20 protein-coding genes and 1 pseudogene are annotated in these 22,775 nt (G+C 71.0%); 12 read left to right on the top strand and 9 right to left on the bottom strand.

The genetic code is table 11. The features are described 5' to 3' along the window. Nucleotides 1-39: 39 nt before the first annotated feature. The 3 genes from Q0937_RS00280 to Q0937_RS00270 all read right to left on the bottom strand — a co-directional run bounded on the left by Q0937_RS00280 (nucleotide 40) and on the right by Q0937_RS00270 (nucleotide 3,936). Entirely contained in the window at nucleotides 40-2,142 is a 2,103-nt protein-coding gene (locus Q0937_RS00280; protein ID WP_299298313.1) for a fructose-specific PTS transporter subunit EIIC, read from the bottom strand. Between the two features lie 79 nt (nucleotides 2,143-2,221). Beyond that, nucleotides 2,222-3,178: a 1-phosphofructokinase family hexose kinase gene (locus tag Q0937_RS00275; protein ID WP_299298312.1), complete on the bottom strand. Its 957-nt coding sequence runs from the start codon at nucleotides 3,176-3,178 to the stop codon at nucleotides 2,222-2,224. Continuing rightward, a complete protein-coding gene (locus tag Q0937_RS00270; protein WP_299298310.1) occupies nucleotides 3,175-3,936 on the bottom strand; it encodes a DeoR/GlpR family DNA-binding transcription regulator in 762 nt (253 codons plus the stop codon). The genes Q0937_RS00275 and Q0937_RS00270 overlap by 4 nt, the downstream gene beginning before the upstream one ends. Before the next feature lie 295 nt (nucleotides 3,937-4,231). On the opposite strand from Q0937_RS00270, the gene Q0937_RS00265 reads away from it, so the two are divergent. Beyond that, nucleotides 4,232-4,744 carry a phosphoribosyltransferase gene (locus Q0937_RS00265; RefSeq protein ID WP_299298308.1) on the top strand — a complete coding sequence of 171 codons (513 nt, stop codon included), beginning with the start codon at nucleotides 4,232-4,234 and terminating at the stop codon, nucleotides 4,742-4,744. Between the two features lie 141 nt (nucleotides 4,745-4,885). On the opposite strand, the gene Q0937_RS00260 is transcribed toward Q0937_RS00265, so the two are convergent. Beyond that, complete coding sequence (locus Q0937_RS00260) at nucleotides 4,886-5,911, bottom strand: DUF808 domain-containing protein (RefSeq protein ID WP_299298305.1); 1,026 nt, start codon at nucleotides 5,909-5,911, stop codon at nucleotides 4,886-4,888. 225 nt (nucleotides 5,912-6,136) lie between these two features. Here Q0937_RS00260 and Q0937_RS00255 point away from each other — a divergent pair, with 225 nt between their 5' ends. After that, a complete protein-coding gene (locus Q0937_RS00255) occupies nucleotides 6,137-6,784 on the top strand; it encodes an SDR family oxidoreductase (RefSeq protein WP_299298303.1) in 648 nt (215 codons plus the stop codon). Between the two features lie 206 nt (nucleotides 6,785-6,990). Then, nucleotides 6,991-8,172, top strand: coding sequence for an MFS transporter (locus Q0937_RS00250; protein WP_299298300.1), 1,182 nt, complete (start codon nucleotides 6,991-6,993; stop codon nucleotides 8,170-8,172). A 105-nt stretch (nucleotides 8,173-8,277) separates the two neighbouring features. Here Q0937_RS00250 and Q0937_RS00245 read toward each other — a convergent pair whose 3' ends face one another. After that, complete coding sequence (locus Q0937_RS00245; protein ID WP_299298297.1) at nucleotides 8,278-8,577, bottom strand: acylphosphatase; 300 nt, start codon at nucleotides 8,575-8,577, stop codon at nucleotides 8,278-8,280. 170 nt (nucleotides 8,578-8,747) lie between these two features. Here Q0937_RS00245 and Q0937_RS00240 point away from each other — a divergent pair, with 170 nt between their 5' ends. Continuing rightward, nucleotides 8,748-9,461, top strand: a complete 714-nt coding sequence (locus Q0937_RS00240; protein ID WP_299298294.1) for a hypothetical protein — start codon at nucleotides 8,748-8,750, stop codon at nucleotides 9,459-9,461. 21 nt (nucleotides 9,462-9,482) lie between these two features. Here Q0937_RS00240 and Q0937_RS00235 read toward each other — a convergent pair whose 3' ends face one another. Together Q0937_RS00235 and Q0937_RS00230 are read right to left on the bottom strand one after the other, a co-directional pair. Then, nucleotides 9,483-11,954, bottom strand: a complete 2,472-nt coding sequence (locus Q0937_RS00235) for a phosphoketolase (RefSeq protein ID WP_299298291.1) — start codon at nucleotides 11,952-11,954, stop codon at nucleotides 9,483-9,485. Between the two features lie 175 nt (nucleotides 11,955-12,129). Beyond that, nucleotides 12,130-12,987, bottom strand: coding sequence for a PRC and DUF2382 domain-containing protein (locus Q0937_RS00230; protein WP_299298288.1), 858 nt, complete (start codon nucleotides 12,985-12,987; stop codon nucleotides 12,130-12,132). A 578-nt stretch (nucleotides 12,988-13,565) separates the two neighbouring features. On the opposite strand from Q0937_RS00230, the gene Q0937_RS00225 reads away from it, so the two are divergent. From Q0937_RS00225 to Q0937_RS00215, 3 genes are read left to right on the top strand one after another with little or no spacing between them, the layout of a single operon-like run. Continuing rightward, entirely contained in the window at nucleotides 13,566-14,297 is a 732-nt protein-coding gene (locus Q0937_RS00225; RefSeq protein WP_299298286.1) for a PepSY domain-containing protein, read from the top strand. Then, nucleotides 14,297-15,181 carry a glycosyltransferase family 2 protein gene (locus Q0937_RS00220; RefSeq protein ID WP_299298283.1) on the top strand — a complete coding sequence of 295 codons (885 nt, stop codon included), beginning with the start codon at nucleotides 14,297-14,299 and terminating at the stop codon, nucleotides 15,179-15,181. The genes Q0937_RS00225 and Q0937_RS00220 overlap by 1 nt, the downstream gene beginning before the upstream one ends. Continuing rightward, the gene (locus Q0937_RS00215) at nucleotides 15,174-16,109 is read left to right on the top strand and encodes a glycosyltransferase family 2 protein (protein ID WP_299298279.1); all 936 of its coding nucleotides are present in this window, start codon (nucleotides 15,174-15,176) and stop codon (nucleotides 16,107-16,109) included. The genes Q0937_RS00220 and Q0937_RS00215 overlap by 8 nt, the downstream gene beginning before the upstream one ends. Before the next feature lie 48 nt (nucleotides 16,110-16,157). Here Q0937_RS00215 and Q0937_RS00210 read toward each other — a convergent pair. Next, nucleotides 16,158-17,266 (bottom strand): annotated as a pseudogene (locus Q0937_RS00210) (amidohydrolase). An 84-nt stretch (nucleotides 17,267-17,350) separates the two neighbouring features. Here Q0937_RS00210 and Q0937_RS00205 point away from each other — a divergent pair. The 5 genes from Q0937_RS00205 (at nucleotide 17,351) to Q0937_RS00185 (ending at nucleotide 21,765) form a co-directional block, all read left to right on the top strand. After that, nucleotides 17,351-18,238, top strand: a complete 888-nt coding sequence (locus Q0937_RS00205; RefSeq protein WP_299298276.1) for a polyphosphate kinase 2 family protein — start codon at nucleotides 17,351-17,353, stop codon at nucleotides 18,236-18,238. Nucleotides 18,239-18,325: 87 nt separating this feature from the next. Then, a complete protein-coding gene (tpx, locus tag Q0937_RS00200) occupies nucleotides 18,326-18,823 on the top strand; it encodes a thiol peroxidase (protein ID WP_299298273.1) in 498 nt (165 codons plus the stop codon). Between the two features lie 141 nt (nucleotides 18,824-18,964). Beyond that, nucleotides 18,965-19,345 carry a DUF488 domain-containing protein gene (locus tag Q0937_RS00195; RefSeq protein ID WP_299298270.1) on the top strand — a complete coding sequence of 127 codons (381 nt, stop codon included), beginning with the start codon at nucleotides 18,965-18,967 and terminating at the stop codon, nucleotides 19,343-19,345. Between the two features lie 133 nt (nucleotides 19,346-19,478). Further along, nucleotides 19,479-20,765: a globin domain-containing protein gene (locus tag Q0937_RS00190; protein WP_299298268.1), complete on the top strand. Its 1,287-nt coding sequence runs from the start codon at nucleotides 19,479-19,481 to the stop codon at nucleotides 20,763-20,765. A 211-nt stretch (nucleotides 20,766-20,976) separates the two neighbouring features. Further along, nucleotides 20,977-21,765, top strand: a complete 789-nt coding sequence (locus tag Q0937_RS00185; protein ID WP_299298265.1) for a sulfite exporter TauE/SafE family protein — start codon at nucleotides 20,977-20,979, stop codon at nucleotides 21,763-21,765. A gap of 84 nt (nucleotides 21,766-21,849) precedes the next feature. On the opposite strand, the gene Q0937_RS00180 is transcribed toward Q0937_RS00185, so the two are convergent. Continuing rightward, entirely contained in the window at nucleotides 21,850-22,638 is a 789-nt protein-coding gene (locus Q0937_RS00180; protein ID WP_299298262.1) for an alpha/beta fold hydrolase, read from the bottom strand. Nucleotides 22,639-22,775 lie beyond the last annotated feature (137 nt).

The following is a 22,775-nucleotide window of genomic DNA, read 5'->3' as shown; positions in this document are numbered from 1 at the left end:
GTCGATCTCGCGGGGCTGCGCCGCCGGATGGGTCTCTGCTCAGGCGACAGCGCCCTGGCGGCGGCTGCTGAGTTCCTTGAGCACCGTCACCAGCGCGGCCGAGACCAGCGTGCCGGCGATGATCGCGAGCAGGAAGCCCCAGACCGGGGAGATCGCGAAGGCGACGAAGATGCCGCCGTGCGGGGCCTGGGAGCCCACTGCGAGCGCCATCACCAGGGCACCGGTGACGGCGCCTCCGGCCATCGAGGAGGGGATCACGCGCAGCGGATCCGCCGCGGCGAAGGGGATCGCGCCCTCCGTGATGAAGGCTGCACCGAGCAGCCAGGCCGTGGTGCCGTTCTCACGCTCGACCGGAGAGTAGAGCTTCCGCCGCACCAGGGTGGACAGCGCCATCGCCAGCGGCGGCACCATGCCCGCCGCCATCACGGCGGCCATGATCTGGAAGGCGGCCTCGGTGCCCTGGGACAAGCCGGCGGTGGCGAACAGGTAGGCCGCCTTGTTCACCGGTCCACCCAGGTCGAGGCACATCATCAGCCCGATGATCACGCCCAGCAGGATCGCCGAGGAGCCGGACATGCCGGTCAGACCGTCCTGCAGAGCGGTCATCAGGGAGGCCAGCGGCCGGCCGAGGAACACCAGCATCAGGCCGCCCACCAGGAGCGTGGTCAGCAGCGGGATGATCACCACGGGCATCAGCCCGGCGAGCCAGCGCGGCGGCTTCAGCGTCGTGAACCACAGCGCCACCAGGCCGGCGAGCAGGCCGGTGATGAGGCCGCCGAGGAAGCCGGCGCCCACCGCGACGGACACCGCGCCGCCGATGAATCCGGGGGCGATGCCGGGACGTCCCGCCAGGCCGAAGGCGATGTAGCCGGACAGCGCCGCGACCAGGAAGCCCATCCCGAGGTTGCCCAGGGTGAACAGCACGGCGCCGAGGTAGAGGGCGAGGCCCGCGCGCTCGGTCTGCATCATCCCGCTCGCACCCTCGTACTCCTGCGCGCCGGGCAGGGAGGTGAGGGAGAAGCTGGTCGCGACGTCCTGGGCGACGAACGCGACGTCGAATCCGGCGATGAGGAAGCCCAGCGCCATCAGCAGGCCGCCCGCGGCGACGAACGGGATCATGTAGGACACGCCGGTCATCACGGCGCCCTGGATCCGGCGTGGCCAGGACTGCTTGGTCCCGGAGCTCGCCGAGTCGCTGGAGCTTTCGCCGCCTGCGGCCGACGGGACCCGCCGGGCCGAGGGATCCGAGGCCGCCGCGACGGCCTCGTCGATCATCTGCGGCCCGTGGGAGATGGCGCGCTTGACGGGATGCTCCACCAGCGGCAGGCCGGCGAAGCGCTCGCGACCGGAGATGTTGACGTCCGCGGCGACGATCAAGGCGCTCGCCGCGGCGATCTGCTCCTGCGTGAACGGCGTGATGCCGCCGGAGCCCTGGGTCTCCACGTGCAGCTCGACGCCCTTCTCCTTCGCGGCGTTCTCGAGCGACTCGGCGGCCATATAGGTGTGGGCGATGCCGGTGGGGCAGGAGGTGATCGCCAGCAGCACCGGAGCCGAGGTGTCGGCGTCGGCGCCGTGCGTCACGGCCGGCGTGGTCCCTGCGGTCGAGCCCGCGGCGACGCCTGCCGGGGCCCCTGCGGTCGCGCCTGCAGTGGTGCCTGCGTCAGCGGTCGGGGCCGCGGCGGGATCCGGCACGGGCTCGAGCACGGCCATGACCAGTTCGGAGACCTCCTGGGGCTCTTTGGCGGCGCGCAGGTCCGCGAGGAACTCGGGGCGGATGAGGGCGCGGGAGAGCTGGGCGAGGAGCTTGAGGTGCTGGTCGTCGGTGCCGGCGGGAGCGGCGATGCCGATGATTAGATCGGCGGGCCCGTCGGCGGAGCCGAAGTCCACCGGCTCGGCCAGGCGCAGGAATCCCAGCGCCGCCTCGTGCACCGCGTCGGTGCGGCAGTGGGGGATCGCGAAGCCGCCGGGCATCCCGGTGGCGAAGGATTCTTCGCGCTTGAGCAGCCCCGCCTCCAGGCCATCGCGATCTGCGCGGCCGGTGGCGGAGATGAGGTCGGCCATCAGGCCGATCACGGCGTGCTTGTCGCCGGGAGGATCGACCTCGAGACGGACCAGTTCTGGGGTCATCAGGGGAGCGGACATGGGTTCTCCTTCGAACGGGCTCCTCCGCGACCGCGGAGTGAGGACGTGCAGGGTGGGACAGGGTCAGGGACGGAGGGCGTCAGAGTCGGACGACGGCGGTGGCGTCGACGCGCACCTGGTCGGGCCGGGGGATGGTGGTGCCGGGCAGGCCGACGGCGGCCGTCCCGTAGGCGAGGGCGCGGGCCAGGCGCTGCGCCGGGCCCTCCCCGAGGGCGCGGGCGATCAGGTATCCCGCGGTCGCCGAGTCGCCGGCACCGACGGTCGAGACCACCGGGCCTGCGGCGGAGGGGCAGTACCAGGCGGCGCCCTCGGTGGCGAGCAGGCCGCCGGCCCCGCCGAGGGTCACCAGCACGGCGCCGACGCCGCGATGGTGCAGGTCCAGGGCGGCCTCGTGCACTCCGGTGAGGTCGCCGTCGGAGGCCTGCTGCTCGAGGTCGGCACCGCCGGCGCCGACGATCTGTCCGAGCTCCTCGGCGTTGGGTTTGAGGAAGTCCGGAGCGACGTGCGGCAGAGCGGCGGCGAGTGCTGCGAGCGGTGCGTCGGAGGTGTCGACGCCGACCCGGGCGCCCTGGGCGTGGAGCTGCTGCACCAGGCGCACGTACTCGTCGACCGGAAGGCCCGGGGCCAGGGAGCCGGAGAGCATCACGGTGTCCTGCGGGCCGGCAGCTCCCAGCAGGAGCTGCTCGAGCGCGGCGATCTCGAGGCGGGACAGGGTCGCCCCGGGCTCGTTGAGCTTGGTGGTGAGCTGCGGACTCGAGAGCACGGTGACGTTCGTGCGCACCCGGCCCGCGATCGGGCTGGAGCGGACGGTCAGCTCTTCCGCGGCGAGCAGGGCGAGCAGGGGGTCCTCCGGTGCGGCAGGGAGCACCGCGGTGACGGGCAGGCCCGCCCGGTGCACGCCGAGTGCGACATTGATGCCCTTGCCACCGGGCTGGGTGTGGTCCGCGACGATGCGATGCACGCCTCCGGGGGTGAGCGGGCCGCCGAGGTCGACCGTCCGATCCAGCGAGGGATTCGCGGTGAAGGTGATGATCATGCGCAGATCACCTCGACCCCGGCCTCGAGGAGCAGGGCGTGGAGCTCAGGAGCGGGGGGGGCGTCGGTGACCAGGACGTCGACCTCTGCGAGGGCGGCGAAGGTGACCAGCCGGGTGACACCGAACTTCGAGGAGTCCGCGAGGACCACCCGACGCTCGGCGGATCTCACCATGGCCGTCTTCACCGCGGCTTCGTCGGGGTCGGGGGTCGTGAACCCCTCGGGCCCCAGGCCGTTGCAGCCGAGGAAGGCGATCTCCGGGTGCAGCAGTCGGATCGCGTCGACGGTGGTGGCCCCGACTGCGGCCTCGGTAGCGGGGCGCACCCGGCCGGGCAGCACATGCACGGCCAGGTCGGTATGGCGCAGGGCGCCCTGCGCGATCGCGGGAGCGTTGGTGATCACGGGGCCGCGACGCCCGTCGAGATGAGGGAGCAGCTCGCCGGTGGTGGTGCCGGCGTCCAGCAGCACGGCGGCATGGGGATCGGCGGGCAGCAGGCGCGCGGCGGCGAGGGCGAGGCGTCTCTTGGCGTCGATGTTGGTGATCCGACGGGCCTCGAGGTCCGGTTCCACCTCCCCGGGGTGCCGGGTCACGGCTCCGCCGTGCACACGGGCCAGGAGCCCGCGATCGGCGAGCTGGTCGAGGTCACGACGGATGGTCTCGGTGGCCACCTCGAACTGTGCGGCGAGATCGGTCACGGTGACACGGCCGGAGCCGGTCAGCGCATCCAGGATCTGATGTCGGCGCTCTGGGGCGTACATGCATCCACCTGCTTCATCGACGGGGCGGGAGCGGCGATCCAGAAGGCTGTGCCGCGTGAGGACACCATAACCCCAAAAACCACATGAAACAACAGTGGGAGTATGTGGGTTTTGCGGGATGCTGTGAGACGGCCACCGAAAGACAGCGACGTCGCGCACGGCGCGAGGAGGCAGAGCTGTGAGGAGAGAGAGCTGTGAGGAAGAGCAGACCCTGGGCTCCAGCGCCCGGCCGCAACGTCAGGGACGGCTACCATCGGAGCACTCTGCAGCGTCCCTTCCGAGGAGAACCGAACCGATGTCCCAGGCCTTCCATGCCGATTCCTCCGACCTCGTCGTCAAGGAGGTGCTGAGCTGGGAGCTGTTCGGCACCGCCTCGCGCGAGCTGGCACAGAGCATCGCCGATTCCGACTTCGAGCCCGAGATCGTGATCGCGGTCGCCCGCGGCGGGCTGCTGCCCGCAGGCTCGCTGTCCTACGCACTCGGCCTCAAGCTCGCCGATGCGATCAACGTCGAGTTCTACACCGACGTCCATGAGACGCTGCCCGACCCGGTGCTGCTCGCTCCGATGCTCGACACCGAGTCGATCAAGGGCAAGCGCCTGCTGGTGGTCGACGATGTCGCCGACTCCGGCCGCACCCTCGCCCTGGTCCTCGACCTGCTGCGGGAGATGGGCGCCGACGCCCGCAGCGCCGTGCTCTACGCGAAGTCCGCCTCCGTCGTCTCCCCGGATTACGTGTGGCGCCGCACCGATGAGTGGATCGTCTTCCCCTGGTCGGCCGAGCCGCCCGTCACCCCGGCCGGTGCCTGACCCGTCACTCCGGCCGGCGGAGGGCCCTGAGCGTCCGCGATCGTACGAGAACGAGCCAGATCCTCACGGATTCTGGCTCGTTCTCGTACGATCCTGCGGTGCCTGCGCCCGGGGGGTGCGGAGCGGGGCCCGCGGGGCGGCTCAGTGCCGGGGAGTGCTGCGCGTCGGGCTCCCTGGGGCGGCGGGGGAGCCGGCGGAGGTGTCGGTGCCGTCGGCGCTCGCCGCGCCGCCCTCGTCGTCGCCGTGGTGACCGAAGGGCAGGAAGTGGATGACAACGGCGACGATGCCGCCGATGATCAGGCCGAACACGAACGAGAAGAAGGTGTTGATCAGCCAGGCGAGCACGCCGCCGATACCGGCGATGCCGGCCACGAGGCCCTCGAGGTGGTGCACGAATCCGTAGGGCTGGGCGAGGCCCAGGTCATGGGTGCCGACGAGCAGGATGTGGCCTCCCACCCAGAGCATCGCGACCATGCCCACGTAGCTGATCACGGTCATGACCTTCGGCATCGCCTGGACCAGGCCGTTGCCGAACTTCTGCTTGAACTCCGACTCCTTGTCGGCCGCCATCGCGAGGCCCACATCGTCCATCTTCACCAGGATGCCCACGGCCCCGTAGACCAGCACGGTGATGCCGATCGCGACCACCACGAGCACGGCGGCACGCGCCCACAGCGAGTCCGCCTCGATCGAGTTCATGGAGATGACCATGATCTCTGCGGAGAGGATCAGGTCCGTGCGTACCGCGCTCGAGACGATCTTGTCCTCGGCGTCGGCTCCCTTGGCGGCGGCCGGCGCCTTCTTCGGCTTCCCGCTGACCAGCTCCCAGATCTTCTCGGCGCCCTCGAAGCTGAGGTAGAGCCCGCCGAGCATCAGGATCGGCGTCAGTGCCCAGGGTGCGAAGATGCTCAGCAGCAGCAGGACCGGCAGGATGAAGATGAGCTTGTTGCGGAAGGAGCCCTTGGTGATCCGCCAGATGATCGGCAGTTCGCGCTTGGGCTGGAGCCCCTTCACGTACTGGGGCGTCACCGCGGCATCATCGATCACCACGCCCATGGCCTTCGAGCTCGCCTTGACGGAGGCGGCGGCTATGTCGTCCGTGCTGGCTGCGGCCAGGCGCGCGATTGCGGCGACGTCATCGAGCAGTGCAGCGAGTCCACCGGCCATGCTGAGGTTCCTTCTCTCGAGGGGACGGCCGCACGCGCGGCGATCCGGCTCAGGATAACGGGCGTGTGCACAGTGAGCCCGATGCCCGGCGGCACCGTGATGCGATCCGCAGGGCGCGACGTGCGCACGGCGTGCGTCCGGCGGCAGCGGAACCCGATGTCCACCCGCGGCGAACACCGCGAACAAGGCTCGACTCCTGGGGGCAGTGGTGACAGTGTGATGGGTATGGATATTGCACTTATCGGAGGACATGGAAAGGTCGCGCTGCTCGCGGCCCCGCTGCTCGTGGAGGCCGGGCACACGGTGCACTCGGTGATCCGCAACCCTGCCCATGCGGCAGAGGTCGAGGCCACGGGGGCGAAGGCGGTGCTCAGCGACATCGAGAGCCTCGACGCCGCGGGCTGGGACGAGCTCCTGCGCGGCAAGGACGCGGTGGTGTGGTCCGCCGGCGCCGGCGGCGGCGACCCGCAGCGCACCATCGCGGTCGATCAGGACGCGGCGATCGCGTCGATGGAGGCCGCGCAGCGCGCTGGTGCGGAGCGCTACGTGATGGTCAGCTACTTCGGCGCGAGCCTGGAGCACGGCGTCCCTGAGGGCGAGCCGTTCCATGCCTACGCGGAGGCCAAGGCCCAGGCCGACGCTCACCTGCAGAAGACCCAGCTGGCGTGGACGATCCTCGGCCCCTCGGGACTCACCCTCGAGGAGCCGACCGGACGGATCGCACTCGGCGCTCCCGAGAGCGGGACGACCTCCCGCGCCAATGTGGCCCGCACCATCGCGGCCGCCATCGAGCGTCCCCGCACCGCCGGGAAGTTCCTCCAGTTCAACGATGGTGAGCAGGAGATCGGCGCGGCCTTCGACAGCGTGAGCTGACGCTGCGGGCGACATCGTCGCCTCGGGGACCCCGGTTGCGTCGAGCAGCCGGGGTCCTCTGACGTCGGAGGCGTCGCCCTCCTTCCGGAGGGCCGCCCCTTCTCGACGAAGGACCGCTTCACCTGCAGTGAATTATCGTGGGTGAGTCCGGGCGCGATCACGCGCGAGGCCGGGGGCGCAAGGCCGGGGAACGAGGAGCATCAGCAGTGGACAGTGCACGCCGTTGGGCCGGGGTCGTCGCGCTCGCAGCCGGGATCTTCGTGCTCATCACCATCGAGGAGCTGCCCATCGGGGTGCTCAGCGTGATGGCACCGGATCTCGGAGTGAGCGAGGGCATGGCCGGGCTCACCGTCACGGTGCCCGGGGTGCTCGCCGGAATCGTCGCCGTCCTCACCCCCGTGCTCGTGCGGGGGATGGATCGCCGGCTCGTTCTGGTCCTGGCTCTCGCCTCCGTGGTCGTCTCCAGCGCGCTGAGCGTCTTCGCCCCGAACTTCGCGGTGCTGCTCCTCTCCCGCCTCTTCGCCGGCATCTCGATCGGTCTGTACTGGGCGGTGATGGCGATCGTCGCCCTCGGCCAGGTCCGGAAGGAGCATGCAGCGCGAGCGCTGACCATCGCCTTCAGCGGCGCCGGGGCCGCGCTCGTGCTGGGTGTTCCGGTCGCCGCCTGGATCGGAGCCCATATGGGATGGCGCGCCGCCTTCGCGATCGTCGGAGCCCTCGCTGCGGTGGTCGCTCTCCTGATCCTGGTACTGGTGCGGCCCGTGCGCTCGCCGGTCAAGGTCACACCGGCGATGATGCTCGTCGCCGCCCGCACCCCCGGCGTGCGCTACGCGGTCGCGCTCACGCTCCTGGTCGTGGTCGCGCAGTTCATCACCTACTCCTATGTGAGCCCCATCCTGCTGGAGCGGGCAGACGTGCCCGTGACCGACATCGGCATGATGCTCCTGGCCTACGGCATCGCCGGGCTGATCGGGAACTTCGCCGTCGCCCCGCTGCTGCGCCGCAGCGCACCCTGGGGTGTGCTGGTGGTCTCCGCCGGGGTGGCGGTGTCGCTGATCGCGGTGTACCTGCTCATGGACAGCCCGGCCTGGGCCCTCGCGATCCTGCCGCTGTGGGGGCTGTTCGTCGGTGCGATCTCGGTGGCCATCCAGGCCTTCGTGGGTTCCGAGGCCGGGGAGGTGCTCGAAGAGGGCACCGCTCTGAACAGCGCGGTCTTCAACGTGTCGATTGCTCTCGGTGCCCTTGTGGGCGGGCTGATCATCGACCGGGCCGGTCAGGGGATCCTGATCCTCACCTCGACCGCGATGGTGAGCGCCGGCGCGCTCGTGGCCGCACGCTATGTGCTCACCTCCCGAGTTCGCGGGCGGCAGGCGACGACTTCCCGGTGACCCCGGTGACCCCGGTGACCCCGGTGACCCCGGTGACCCCGGTGACCCCGGTGACCCCGGTGACCCCGGTGGCCCCGGTGACCCCGGTGGCCCCGGAGTCCGCGTTCAGCCGGTGACCCGGAACGAGTCCGCTCCCCGCGGGGCCTCCCGGCGCACGTCGATCCCGTCGACACGGGCGCTGGAGGGCCCCTGCCGCAGGTGCTCGATCATCGAGTCCACCGCCTCCGGCGTGCCCTCGACATCGGCCTCGACCGAGCCATCGAGCAGGTTCCGGACGGTGCCGCCGACGCCCAGCCGCTTCGCCGCCGAGGCGGCGTCCATCCGGAACCCGACCCCTTGGACCCGCCCGCGGATCCTCACGATCCGTCGCACCGGCGCGGTGCCGTCGGCTGCCGCGTCGCTCATCTCCGCTCCTTCCCGGTGGGCGCCGCGCACACCGCCGCGCCCCTGTTCGTCCTCATCACGATCGTAGTGTCGGCTGTCGACGGCGCCCCTCGAACCGAGCAACGGCCCGGGCGCCCCCGCGCGGCCGCAAACCCCTGGACCCTCAGCCTCGACGATGATGAGATCCAGCCATGGCGATCACACTCACCATCCCGGCCCCGGTCCACCTCGAGCAGGTGAACGGGACGCTGCGCACCTGGCACCGCGAGGAGGGACCCTTCCATCTCCACCCCGGCGATCTCGGCTGGCACCACCTGCGCGGGGCCGAGGCCACGGCGGCGCACCTGCGCCTCTGGCGGCGCGACGACCAACTGGTCGCCGTCGGCCTGCTCGACGGTGCGGACCTTCTGCGCACTGCCGTGGAGCCGGCCCTCGCCGCCGACGAGGAGCTCGCCCGCACCCTGGCCGAGTCCCTCGCCGAGCCGGAGCACGGGGTGCTGCCGGAGGGGCAGGTCTACGTGGAGGCGCATTCCGCACTCGGCCTTCGCACCGGGCTGCTGCGGCGCGGCTGGAGCGAGGGAGAGCCCTGGTTTCCCCTGTGCCGGGATCTGACCGCACCGGTCGAAGAGCCCGGGCTCCTCATCGAGCAGGTCGGCGTCGGCCGCCCCGGACTCCTCGAACCGATGGGCGTGCACGCGGACCACCGCGGGCGCGGCTACGGACGTGCGATCAGCCGTGCCGCCGCCGCCCAGCTGCGCGGCATGGGTTCCTCGAGCGCACTGGTGTGCACGCCGCGGTCCAGGCGGGCGCCGTGGAGACGTACCTCGCGGCAGGCTTCACGCAGCGTGCAGAGGTCCCGGACCTGCAGCGCCACGCGACGACCTGACCCCTCGCCGCAGGCCTGAGACTCTGCCTCAGGCGGTGCCTCACCCGTTGTCACCGCCGGTGTCCGTCAGGGTCGCGCCGGCAACGGAATCCCCGCCGTCTCCCCACTGCCACTGGGCGATCTCCGGGGCGTCCTCCCCATGCTCGTAGGCGTGAGCCCGCGCCCGCAGGCGCGTGTCGACCATCTGCTGACGCAGGCCGGCGTAGCGGACGGCGAGCCCCTCGACCCGGTCGATCACATCCATCACCAGGTGATAACGGTCCGCGTCGTTGAGCATCAGCATGTCGAAGGGAGTCGTGGTGGTGCCCTCCTCCTTGTACCCGCGGACATGGATCCGGGAGGCGCGATCGTGGCGGTAGGCCAGGCGATGGATCAGCCACGGATAACCGTGATAGGCGAACACCACGGGGATGTCCTGCCCGAAGTACCCGGTGAAGTCCCGCTGCGAGAGGCCGTGCGGGTGCTCGCTCTCATCCTGCAGTCGCATCAGGTCCACGACGTTCAGCACCCGCACCCGCAGCCCGGGGATCTCCTCACGCAGGATCTTCGCCGCAGCGAGCACCTCGATGGTGGGGATGTCCCCGGCGCAGGCGAGCACCACCTCCGGTTCCTGGCCGCTCTGCTCGGTGCCCGCCCAGTCCCAGATCCCCAGCCCGCGTGTGCAGTGGACGACCGCCTCGTCCATGCTCAACCAGCTCGGGCCCGGCTGCTTGCCGGCGACGACGACGTTCACGTACTGCGTCGAGCGCAGGCAGTGGTCATAGGTCGACAGCAGCGTGTTGGCATCCGGCGGGAGGTAGACCCGCACGATCTCGGCCTTCTTGTTGACCATGTGGTCGATGAAGCCCGGGTCCTGGTGAGAGAAGCCGTTGTGGTCCTGACGCCACACATGTGAGCTCAGCAGATAGTTCAGCGAGGCGATCGGACGGCGCCATTCGAGCTCATTGGTCACCTTGAGCCACTTGGCGTGCTGGTTGACCATCGAGTCGACGATGTGGATGAACGCCTCGTAGGAGGAGAACAGGCCGTGGCGGCCGGTGAGCAGGTAGCCCTCGAGCCAGCCCTGGCACTGATGCTCGGAGAGCACCTCCATCACTCGCCCGGCGCGGGCCAGGTGCTCGGAGCGGTCATGCTCCTCGAAGTCCGCGTTCCATTGCTTGTCGGTGGCCTCGTAGACCGCCTGCAGCCGGTTCGACGCGGTCTCGTCCGGACCGAAGATCCTGAAGGTCGACGGGTTGTCCCGGACGACATCCCGCAACCAGGTGCCCAGCACCTTCGTCGCCTCTGCGACGGCACCGCCCGGAGCGGGGACATCGACGCCGTATTCCCGGAAGTCGGGCAGCCGCAGGGGCTTGAGCACCGAGCCGCCGTTGGTCGAAGGGTTCGCGGACATCCGCAGTTCGCCCGTCGGAGCCGCTGCGGCGATGGACGCGACCAGCTTCCCGTCCTCGTCGAACAGCTCCTCGGGCCGGTAGGACCGCAGCCAGGCATCGAGATTCGCGAGATGCTCGTCGGTGTCGCGCGCATTGGACAGCGGCACCTGGTGGGAGCGCCAGGAGCCCTCGGTCTGCTGGCCGTCGATCTCCTTGGGGCCGGTCCAGCCCTTCGGGGTCCGGAACACGATCATCGGCCAGGCGGGGCGCTCGGTCTCGCGCCCGGCCTCGGCATCCTCCTGTGCCTGCTGCTTGATCTCCGCGATCTGATCGAGGGCCTGATCCAGGACCTCCGTGAAGCGCCGATGAATCTCCAGCGGGTCCTCGTCATCGAACCCGCCGGTGAAGAACAGCGGGGTGTGCCCGTAGCCGCGCATGAGCGAGGCGAGCTCGTCCTCTCCGATGCGGGCGAGCACCGTCGGATTGGCGATCTTGTAGCCGTTCAGATGCAGGATCGGCAGCACCACCCCGTCCTTGTGGGGGTTGACGAACTTGTTGGAGTGCCAGGAGGTGGCCAACGGTCCCGTCTCCGCCTCGCCGTCCCCGATCACGGTGACGGCGATCTGGTCCGGACTGTCGAACATCGCGCCGTAGGCGTGCGAGAGCGCGTAGCCGAGCTCGCCGCCCTCATGGATCGAGCCGGGCGTCTCGGGGGCCACGTGCGAGGGGATGCCACCGGGGAAGGAGAACTGGGTGAACAGGCGCGTCAACCCTTCCTCGTCCTCGCTCACCGCCGGATACACCTCGGAATAGGTGCCTTCGAGGTAGGTCGAGGCGACCAGCCCCGGGCCGCCGTGGCCGGGGCCGGTGATGTACATGGCCTTGAGCCCCCGCTGAACGATCGCCCGGTTCGCGTGCGCGTAGAGGAAGGTCAGGCCCGGCGTGGTGCCCCAGTGCCCGAGCAGTCGCGGCTTGACGTGCTCCCGCTGCAGCGGCTTGCGCAGCAGCGGGTTGTCCTTGAGGTAGATCTGACCGACGGAGAGGTAGTTCGCGGCCCGCCACCAGGCGTGCAGCTGTTCGAGCTCCTCGGGGGAGGGCGGGGCGGACGGGTGGTTCGGCCAGGTCGACGCAGTGGTCACGAGAGCTCCTCAGATCCGGCGGTCGGGGTGCCGGCTGGACGCACCGGCACCTCGACGGTATGCCCTTCCCACCGACAGAGGAAGGCCCGAGGTCCCGCGGCCGGGACACGGTCAGCGACGACGGGCGCGTCACCCGTGGGGTGGCGCGCCCGTCGCTCGAACTGCTATGAGGTGTTCAGATGCCGCGACCGGGCTCTGTGTTCCCTTCGCGTCGATCGTGACGGCCGTCGGTGCCGTCGACCTCGACCTCCTCGTGGGAGACCTCGGTCTGCACGGTCTCGTTGTCCGTCACGGACCGCTTGCCGAGACGCACGTTCTCCGTCGCGACGGTCTCCTTCTCCACGACCGGACGCTCCTCGGTGAGGGTGACGTCCACCTCCTCGTCGGAGAGGGTGCCACCGGCGCGGCCGTCGGCGGGCTCGCGCTCCAGGACGACCTCCTCGCGCTGCACGGGCACCTCGACCCGTTCGGTGTCGGTGACCACGTGCTTGCGCAGGCGGACCCGGCCCGTCTGCACCTGCTCGGTGCCCACGCGTACCTGCTCCTCGTGGAGCGTGACGTCACCGCCGTCGGACCCGGCGGCGCGGTGCTGATCCTGGGCGCGGTGCTGATCCTGACCGCGGTGATCCTGATCGCCCCGGGGGCCCGTGGCGTGCTCCTGCCCTGCGCGGTCACGGCGGTCCGTGGGATCGACGCCCGGCTCCTGCCGGCCACCGGTGCCACCGCTGAGTCCGTAGTAGCTGTAGAGCTCGCTCTCCTGCTCGCGCGGGAGCTCGCCGTCCCCGGCGATGTTCGGGGCGTCCTTGATGAAGGACTTCTCGAACGGCACCGTGATGGTGCCGTTGGCGTAGTCGGACCGGTCCAGAGGTACGAAGCTCTCGTTCGTGCCGAAAAGTCCGGTGTTCACCGTCACCCAGGACGGCTGCTGGGTGTCGTTGTCCAGGTATACCTGGCCGACCTTGCCCAGCTTGTCGCCGTCGCGGTCCACGACCACGGCGTTCTGCAGTTCCTCGATGGTGCCTTGGAAAGTCATCAGATGCTCCTTCGTGCCGTCGTTCGGGAATTCTGCCGACCGGTGGTCCCAGGCATCCGAGGGACGCCATGCGGTCCTGTCCGGTGCTGAACGACGCTAGCGCACGAAGGCCAACGGCTCAGGGTGCTCGGCCCCGGGGATCGGCCGTCCGGGCGGTCCCCGGCGCGGGGTGCGGCGGGCCCGTGCAACGCCACCGGGGCGCCGCTTCGTCACGGCGCAGCTCCTCGGTCCGCGAGGTGGAGGTCCAGCTCATCCGGGGCTGCGCCGTGAGTGAGAGGTGATCTGTCGCCCGACTGCGGGGCAGCGGAGCACGCCCCGCCGGCGACCTGGAAGCCCGGCGCCGGCGCTGTCCGGCGGCCATCGAGATCTTTTCAGGACCGTGCGGTCGGTCCGTCGGTGCGACGGCGTCGACGGCCCGGCGCCGCCACGGCCTGCGCCGAGGCAGAAGGCCCCGGTGAGAGCCGGATGAGAGAGTTCTCAGGCCCTCCTGGGGTCCGGCCCGGCCCTCTACTGTGGAGATGCCCGAACAGCCTGAGGGTGCCGTCGTCGGCGGCGCCCGTCGCGAAAGGTGGAACGCCATGCTCCGTACGATCAGCCGTCCCCGTAGGGCCGTCCGCGCCGCGGCGCTCGGCGCGCTCGCTCTCGCCCTGGTCGCCGGGTGCGGCGGCACTGCCGACGAGGACCCCGGCGCCGCACCCGCGGAGGAGCCCGGCACCACCGAGGAGGGTGGGGACGACACGAACGACGGCACGGTGAGCGACGGCGGCGGCGCGAGTGACGGCGGCGGCGCGAGCGACGGCGGCGGCGCGGCGAGTGATGACGGTGGCGCGACGGACTCCGCGCAGCAGGATCCCGCGGCGGCCGCACTGCCCGAGGACGCAGACCTCGCCACCGAGGAGCTGCCGATCACCGCCGAGCGAGCGATCGAGATCGCGACCGAGACCGTGGGCGGCGGCGACCTCGTGCAGATCGGGATCGACCACGACGATCGCACCTGGGAGTGGGAGCTCGAGCTCGTCGCCGACGGCACCCAGCATGAGCTCGACATCGACGCCACCTCCGGCGAGGTCACCGAGCACGAGCAGGACAGCGACGACGATCAGGACCCCGTGGTCGACGTGACCTCCCCGATGGCCTACGCCGAGGCGATCGAGATCGCCCTCGGCGAGGAACCGGGGCGCGTCAGCGGCTGGGATCTCGACTCCGAGGACGGCACGATCCACTACCAGATCGACATCGACCGCGCCGAGGGAGGCGACGTCGACGTGGAGGTCGACGTCGAGACCGGTGAGGTCCGGATCGACGACTGATGAGCGAGCACCGGGTCACGATCGTGGTGGCCTCCTGGAACCGGCGCGATGAGCTGATCGAGCACCTCGGCCACCATGAGGCGCCGGTGATCGTCATGGACAACGCCTCGACGGACGGGACCTCCGCCGCGGTGCGCGCCGCGCATCCCGAGGTCCGCGTCGTCACCCTGCCGGAGAACGTCGGCGCCGTGGCGCGGACCATCGGGGCGCGCCTCGCGACCACTCCGTACGTGGCCTTCGCCGATGACGACTCGTGGTGGGCACCGGGAGCGCTCGCCCGGGCGGAGGAGGTCTTCGACGCGCACCCCTCCCTCGGCCTGCTCGCCGGATCGATCGCGGTGGGTCCGCGGCAGCAGCCGGATCCGCTCGATGCCGTCCTCGCGAGCTCCCCGCTCGGTGTCCGGGACGGCCTGCCCGGCCCGCTGCTGCTCGGCTTCGTGGGCTGCGGAGCCATCGTGCGCCGCTCGGCCTTCCTGCAGGTGGGCGGATTCGATGACGTGGTCCGGTTCCCCGGCGAGGAGGAGCGGGTGGCGCTCGATCTGTTCGACGCCGGGTGGCATCTCTGCTACGTCCCCGCGGTCCGCGCCCACCACCATCCCTCGAAGCGCCGCGAGCCCTCCGAGCAGCGGCAGGTCGAACTGGTCCGCAGCCGGATCCTCACCGCTGTGCTCCGACGCCCCTGGGGCGCGGTCCGGACGGAACTGATCACGGCGCTGCGCGCGGGGCGCCGTGGCCGGCGCGGGCTCGTCGGTGCCGTGCCCCGCCTCCCAGCGGCGCTGCGACGGCGCCGCACGGTCTCGCCCGCGACCGAAGCCGCGCTCGTGCTGGTCCGTACCGGAGACCGCTCCCGCCGCCCGCCCTCCCCGAGGAGTCCCCGTGACTGAACTGCGCCCCGCCCCCGCCTCCGCCTCCGTCGGACCCGACGACCGGGTCGCGGTCGTCATGATCACGTACAACCGTCGTGACGAGGCGCTGAGGGCCCTGTCGCGACTGCGCGACCTGCCCGAGCAGCCGCACATCGTGGTGGTCGACAACGGTTCTCAGGACGGCACCGCCGACGCGATCCGCACCCGGTTCCCCGAGGTCGACCTGGTTCCGAGCCCGGTCAACCTCGGCGCGGTGGGGCGCAATGTCGGGGTCCGCCGGGTCGACACCCCGTTCGTGGCCTTCTGCGACGACGACACCTGGTGGGAACCGGGCTCGCTGCGGCGGGCGGCTGATGCGCTCGCGGCGCACCCGAGGCTGGGCGTGGTCACGGGCAGAATCCTGGTCGAACCCGGCGGCCGCGAGGACCCGATCAACTCCGAACTGCTGAACTCGCCGGTGCAGGGACCGACCTGGATGCCGGGCCCCACGCTCGGCAGCTTCCTCGCCGGAGCCTCCGTCGTGCGACGCGAGGCGTTCACCGCCGTCGGTGGGTTCAGCGAGAGGCTGTGGCTCGGGGGCGAGGAGGAGCTGCTGGCCGCGGACCTCGCGACCGCCGGCTGGGAGCTCGTGCACCTGCCGGACGTGGTGGTCCATCACCAGGCATCGGTGCAGCGCGACTCCCGGCTCCGCCGCCGCCACGGTCTGCGCAACACGCTGTGGTTCATCTGGCTGCGCCGGCCGATCGGATCGGCGCTCCGTCGCACCCGCGACGTCCTCGCCTCGGCCCCGCGCGACCGGCTCACGGCGCTCGCTCTGCTGGATGCCGTGCGCGGGGCCGGCTGGGTGCTGCGGGAACGGCGACCGCTGCCTCCGAGCATCGAACGGCGCTTCCGGGCGCTCGAGGAGTCCCAGCGGCACAGCACCGCTCGCCGCTACGGCAGGTAGGGCCGGGCCGACGGAGAAGGCCCCGCCCTCTGTCCTCGCCCCGCCGGCTCACCGTTCCGTGATCACCGGCTCCCCGGCCTCGTCACGGCGCATCACCTCACGGCCCTGCTGCCAGACCCGCAGGGTGCGATTCCGCGTATCCAGTGGATCGCCCTCCCACAGCACGAGGTCGGCGTCCTTGCCCGGCGCGAGGGAGCCGAGCCGGTCGGCGATCCCCAGCACCTCGGCCGGATTCAGGGTGATCGCCCGCAGGGCGTCGGCCGGCGCCATGCCGTGCTTGACCGCCAGCGCCGCCTGGTCGACGAGGAACTCGATCGGCACCACCGGGTGGTCGGTGATGATCGAGACCTTCACCCCCGCCGCGGTGAGGATGCCCGGCGCCTTCGGCGTGCGGTGACGCACCTCCACATTGGATCGCGAGACGATCAGCGGCCCGTAGAGCACGGGGACTCCCGCCGCGGCGATCCGGTCCGCGATCAGGTAGGCCTCCGTGCCGTGATCCAGCACCAGTTCGAACCCGAACTCCTCGGCGATCCGCAGCGCGGTCGCGATGTCGTCGGCCCGATGGGAGTGCTGACGCCAGGGGATCTCGCGCTCCAGGCGTGAGCCTTCGCGAAGGCCTGACGGATGGTCAGGGCCACGCCGAGCCGGGTCGACGGGGTCTGCTTGCGCTCGCCGTAGACCCGCTTGGGGTTCTCGCCGAGCGCGGCCTTCAGCCCGGACGGGCTGCGCAGCACCATCTCGTCGACCACCCGGCCGTGGGTGCGGATCGCGACCGCGAGCCCGCCGATCGGGTTCCCGGAGCCGGGGTTGACGTTTACCGCCGTGATGCCGCCGATGATCGCGTCGTCGAATCCGATCTCGACCGGGTTGATCGCATCGATCGCCCGGGCCGCCGCCATCACCGGATCCGTCATCTCGTTGATGTCCTCGCCGGCCCAGCCCTCGCCCTCCTCGGCGACGCCGAGGTGCACATGGGCGTCGATGAACCCCGGCAGCAGCCAGCCGCCTTCGGCGTCGAGCACCTCGGCGTATGCAGGGATCTCCAGGTCGGGACCGAGATCGGTGATCCGTCCGTCCTGGACGAGGAGCGCCCCGTCGAAGGGCTCGCCCTCGATAGGGACGATATGGGCATGGGTGATGGCGGTGAAGGTCATGTGACGACATTCCGCCGACCGAACGGTGGAGTCAAGTCGGCCGCGAAACCCCACGCCGGGGCGGCCCCGGGCTACCCTGCCTGCATGTCGAAGACGCCGAAGAAGTCGAAGAAGCCCGCACCGAGTGACCAGACGCCCACGGGCTTTCCGATCGAATCCGCGTGGAAGGGCGACGTCACCGACCTCGATCCCCGCGCCACCCCCGGTTTCGAGGGGAAGAAGGACGACGGCAAGGCGGTGCTCGCCGAGCGCGACAGCGCACTCGATGAACTGCAGGAGCGCCTGTACGCCGCCCACCACGGCCAGGAGGGCGGCCGCTCCGTGCTGCTGGTCGTGCAGGGGATGGACACCTCCGGCAAGGGCGGCATCATGCGCCATGTGGTGGGGAACGTGGATCCGCAGGGCGTGGACATCGCCGCCTTCAAGGCCCCGACCCCGGCGGAGAAGCGCCATGACTTCCTGTGGCGGATCCGCAAGCGCACCCCCGCCCCCGGGATGCTCGGGGTCTTCGACCGCTCCCACTACGAGGACGTGCTGATCCATCGCGTGCACGGCTGGGCCGACGCGAAGGAGCTCCGCGAGCGGTACACCGCCATCAACGCCTTCGAGCGGGAGCTCACCGAGGCGGGGACGACGATCGTGAAGGTCATGCTGCACATCTCCCGTCAGGAGCAGGGGGAGCGGCTGATGGAACGGCTCGAGCGCCCGGACAAGCACTGGAAGTTCAACCCGGGTGATGTCGACGAGCGTCACCACTGGGACAGCTACATGGAGGCGTACACGCGGGCGCTGAGGGCGACCTCGACGGTCGCGGCCCCCTGGAACGTGATCCCGGCCGATCGCAAATGGTATGCCCGCATCGCCGTCCAGCAGCTGCTGCTGGACGCCCTCGAGGGGATCGACCCGCAGTGGCCCGCCGCTGATTTCGATGTCGCGGAGCAGACGGATCGGCTGCGGGAGACGATGGACTGACCTGGCCGTCCTGGCCTTCGCGCTGTGCCGAGGCCGGCTCCCAGGAAGCGGCTTGTGCCGCTCAGCTCCGAAGAAGATGATGGAGTCATGGCTTCCATCACCTTCAAGAACACTCCCATCAGCACCGTCGGCGAGCTGCCGGCCACGGGTTCTGCCCTGCCGGCCTTCGAGCTCGTCGGCCAGGACCTCGCGCCCGTCACGAGCAGCGACCTCGCGGGCAAGCGCGTCGTGCTGAACATCTTCCCCTCGCTCGACACCGGCACCTGCGCGATGAGCGTGCGGAAGTTCAACGAGCTCGCCGCCGGTCTCGAGAACACCGTCGTCGTCTGCGTCTCGAAGGATCTCCCCTTCGCCCAGGCCCGCTTCTGCGGCGCCGAGGGCATCGAGAACGTGGTCACCGGCTCCGCCTTCCGCTCCTCCTTCGGTGAGGACTTCGGCGTGACGATGCAGGACGGGCCGCTCCAGGGCCTGCTCTCCCGCGCCGTCGTCGTCACTGACGAGAACGGCGAGGTCGTCCACACCGAGCAGGTCGCCGAGGTCTCCGAGGAGCCCGACTACGAGGCCGCGAAGGCCGTCCTGGTCTGAGTTCCGGTCCGAGCTCGCTCGAGCTCAGCTACCCGTGCGGCGCTCGCGCCCGCGACTCGTCGCCCACCCCTCGGCACAGGGCCCGGCCCGCCCTCCGGCGCGGACCGGGCCCTGTCTCTTCCACCACAGTGAGGACGGATGATGAGCAGCTTCGAGATCACCACCGAACGGGTCCATGACGTCCTGGACGACGACGGCTCCGACGCCCACGAGTACCGGGTGCTGGTGGACCGCCTGTGGCCGCGCGGCATCAAGAAGGAGCGCCTCGCGCACGACGACTGGGACCAGGAGGTGGCGCCCAGCTCTGAGCTGCGGAAGGCATTCCATGGCCATGACCTGGACTTCCAGGAGTTCTCGGACCGGTACCGCCATGAGCTCGACACCAGCGACGCCCCGCAGGAGCTGCTGGACCGGGCGCGACAGGCCAAGGCCCGCAGGATCGTGCTCCTGTACGCGGCGAAGGACACCGAGCACAACCACGCCCAGGTGCTCCAGCAGGCGCTGGAGGAGCTCGCGCGCTGACCGCGGCGGGAGCGGGGGAGCGCAGCCAGGACCAAGGTCTCCCGCACCCCCGGGAGGGCGCTCCTAACGTGGAGGCGCAGGTCGTCGAAGGACCGACGGCCGAACCGTCTCCGCACTCCTGAAGGGCTCCCTCATGTCTCTGCCTCTCGCCCCCGTCCGTCGCCCGCAGCTCGATCTCGAGGCGCCGCTGGCGCCCGCCCACGAGCAGATCATCCGCGCGACGCTGCCGGTGGTCGGCGAGCACATCGGCCAGATCGCCCCGGCGTTCTACCGTCGTATGTTCGCGGCCCGTCCCGAGCTGCTGCGTGACACCTTCAACCGCGGCAACCAGGCCCAGGGCACCCAGCAGAAGGCCCTCGCCTCCTCGGTCGCGACCTACGCGACGCTGCTGGTGACCCCGGATGCTCCGAGCCCTCGCGAGCTGCTCGGACGCATCGGGCACAAGCACGCCTCGCTCGGCATCACCGAGGACCAGTACCAGATCGTCCACGAGCACCTGATGGCCGCCATCGTCGAGGTGCTCGGGGCGGATGTCGTCACCGCGGAGATCGGGGAGGCGTGGAGCGCCGTCTACTGGCACATGGCTCGCACCCTGATCGCCTTCGAGAAGGACCTCTACGCCGATGCCGGCGTCGAGCCCGGGGACGTCTTCCGCACCGCGGTGGTGACCCGCCGGGTCGAGGAGAGCTCCACGGTCGCCAGCTTCGAGCTGATGGCCGCCGACGGTGAGGCCGCGCTGCCGGACTTCGTGCCCGGGCAGTACATCTCCGTGGGCGCCCGCCTGGCCGACGGTGCTCGGCAGCTGCGCCAGTACTCGCTCTCCGCGGCGCCCGGGGAAGGCCGCTGGCGGATCAGCGTGCGCCGCGAGGACGGGACCCCGGCGGGAGAGGTGTCCACCCACCTGCACCAGAACCTGCAGGAGGGCGATGCGCTCCAGGTGACCCTGCCCTATGGCGACCTGGCCCTGGATCCCCACTCCACCGACCCGGTGGTGCTGGTCTCCGCCGGGATCGGGGTCACCCCCATGCTCGGCATGCTGCGCTACATCGCGGCCGCGCAGAGCGACCGGCAGGTGATCGTGCTGCACGCCGACGGTGATGCGGCGGACTCCGCCCTCGTGCGCGAGCTGGTCGACACGGTCGCGGACCTCCCCGAGCACAGCGGCTCGCGACTGCACCTGTGGTTCTCGTCCTCGATGGCGTCGGATCCCTGCGCGGGCCACGACGACCGCCTCGCCGCCCGCGAGGGTCGCCTGCAGATCGCCGCGGAGCACATCCCGGAGGGCGCCGAGGTGTACCTGTGCGGCGCGCACGGCTTCCTCCAGGGCGCCCGGCAGCAGCTGGCCGAGGTCGGGGTCGCGGAGGAGAACGTGCACTTCGAGCTGTTCGCCCCGAACGACTGGCTGCTGCCCGGGAACTGAGCCCCAGGATCCGGCCGACGCCCCAGCCGAGGCGCGGGCGGGCCTCAGCAGGGCCCCTTCCGGGTTGCAGCCGGGCCGCAGCCGGGCCGCAGCAGGGTTCGCCTCTGGGCCGTGGCCGGGCCGCAGCCGGTTCGCCTCCGGGCCGTGGCAGCCACGGCCGGAGAGCGGACCTCCCTCCGCGGCGTGGGCCGTACCAGTAGGGTTCTCGGTCGTGGAACCCCTCTCGCTCGTCGTCCTGCTCGTCATGGGCACCATCGCAGGGGCGATCAACGCCGCAGTCGGCTCCGGCTCGCTGCTCACCCTCCCCGTGCTGATGACCCTCGGCATCCCGCCGGGCGTCGCGGTGCGCACCAACACCACCGGCATGCTCTTCTCGACGATCGGCTCCGTGCTGGGCTATCGCCGGGAGATCGCCGCCGAGAAGCGGGAGCTGCCGCCGCTGGCGATCACCGCGGCCGTCGGCGCGACCGCCGGGGCTCTGCTGCTGCTGGTCTCCCCGGCCTCCGCGCTCGACGTGGTCGTGCCGGTGCTGATCGTCGTCGCCCTGACGATGGTGGTCTTCCAGAAGCGGATCACCGCTGCGCTGCGGAAACGGGCAGAGCGCCGTGCCGAGCCGGCCTCCGGCCGCAGTCCGCTGCGCTCCCCGGCGATGGTCGGCTCGATCGGTGCGGCCTCCGTGTACGGCGGATACTTCACCGCCGCGCAGGGGATCCTCTACCTCGGCATCCTCGGCACCTTCACCGGACGACCGATGGGCTCCGTCAACAGCGTCAAGAACCTCCTCAGCCTGATCGTGAACCTCGCCGCCGCGAGCGTCTACGTCATCGCGCACTTCGTCGTCGGCGCCGAGATCGTGTGGGCCGCGAGCGGAGCGATCGCCCTCGGCGCGCTGGTGGGTGGGTACTTCGGGGCGCACCTGGCCAAGACCATGCCGGAGTGGGTGCTGCGCGGCGTGATCGTCGTGGTCGCCCTGATCGCCCTGGTGCGCCAGTTCGTCTGAGTCGGATCGGCGGGACCGCCCGCTCCGTGCGGGCCGATGGCCGTGCGCGAGCGTCACGCCGGCACCGCCGGGCTCAGGAGCATCTCAGCGCAGGAAGGGCAGCGCCTCGTCGAGCACATCCTGTGAGGGGAACAGGGTGGCGCCGTGGGTGCGTCCGGGCAGCGGGACGAACTCCGCGTCGGGCATCAGCGACGCGGCCCGCACGGAATCCTCGTACCGCGGATGGTCCTCTGTGCCCGCCATCCACAGCGTCGGGACCCCGCAGCCCGCGAGAACCTCGTCCGGGACCCCGGCAGTGGCGTCGGTGGCGGTGAGCAGAGCCGCGACGGCGAGGGGATCGGCGGAGAGGAAGGCCGTGCGAGTGGCGCGGTCGCGCCGCCCGGTGACATCGGGGCCGAGGCCCTGTCCCGCGCAGAACGCCTCCATCCCACCTTCCCGGATCGCATCGATGACCCCGGGGAAGAAGACCGATTCGATCTGCCCCTGCTGCTCGGCAGCGGACCCGCCGAGACTGACCAGGCGCGTCACCCGCCCCGGATGCTCGAGCGCCGCGGTCAGCGCGATGCGGGCGCCCAGCGAGTAGCCGAGCAGCGCCGTACGCCCTATGCCCTCGGCATCGAGCACGGCGAGCAGGTCGGCGACGTACACGTCCTGCGTGTACGCGGCGGGATCGTGAGGGGTGCCGGACCGGCCGTGACCTCGCAGGTCCACCCGGATCACGGTGTGCTCCTGGATGAGCGGGGCGAGATACCCCAGGCCCCGCCAGATGGCGCGCGAGAGCACCGAGCCGTGCAGCAGCACCAGCGCCGGGCCCGTGCCGGTCACGTCGTAGCGCAGGTCGATGCCGTCGACGGGGGAGGGAATGACGGGCACGGCATGGTCCTTTCGGTCTGTCTCTCCGGCAGCAGAGCCCCCTCTGGGGTCGCCCCGCGGAGCACGGATGTCGGCTCCGCCCGGCAAGTCATGGAGGTCGGCTCCGCCAGACAGATGCGCGCGGACGGGCCGCTGGT

Origin of the sequence: uncultured Brachybacterium sp., assembly GCF_947500705.1 — a bacterium.
GTDB lineage: Bacteria > Actinomycetota > Actinomycetes > Actinomycetales > Dermabacteraceae > Brachybacterium.
The sequence above is the reverse complement of the archived record's forward strand: the minus strand, read 5'-3'. Positions and strand labels throughout refer to the sequence as shown.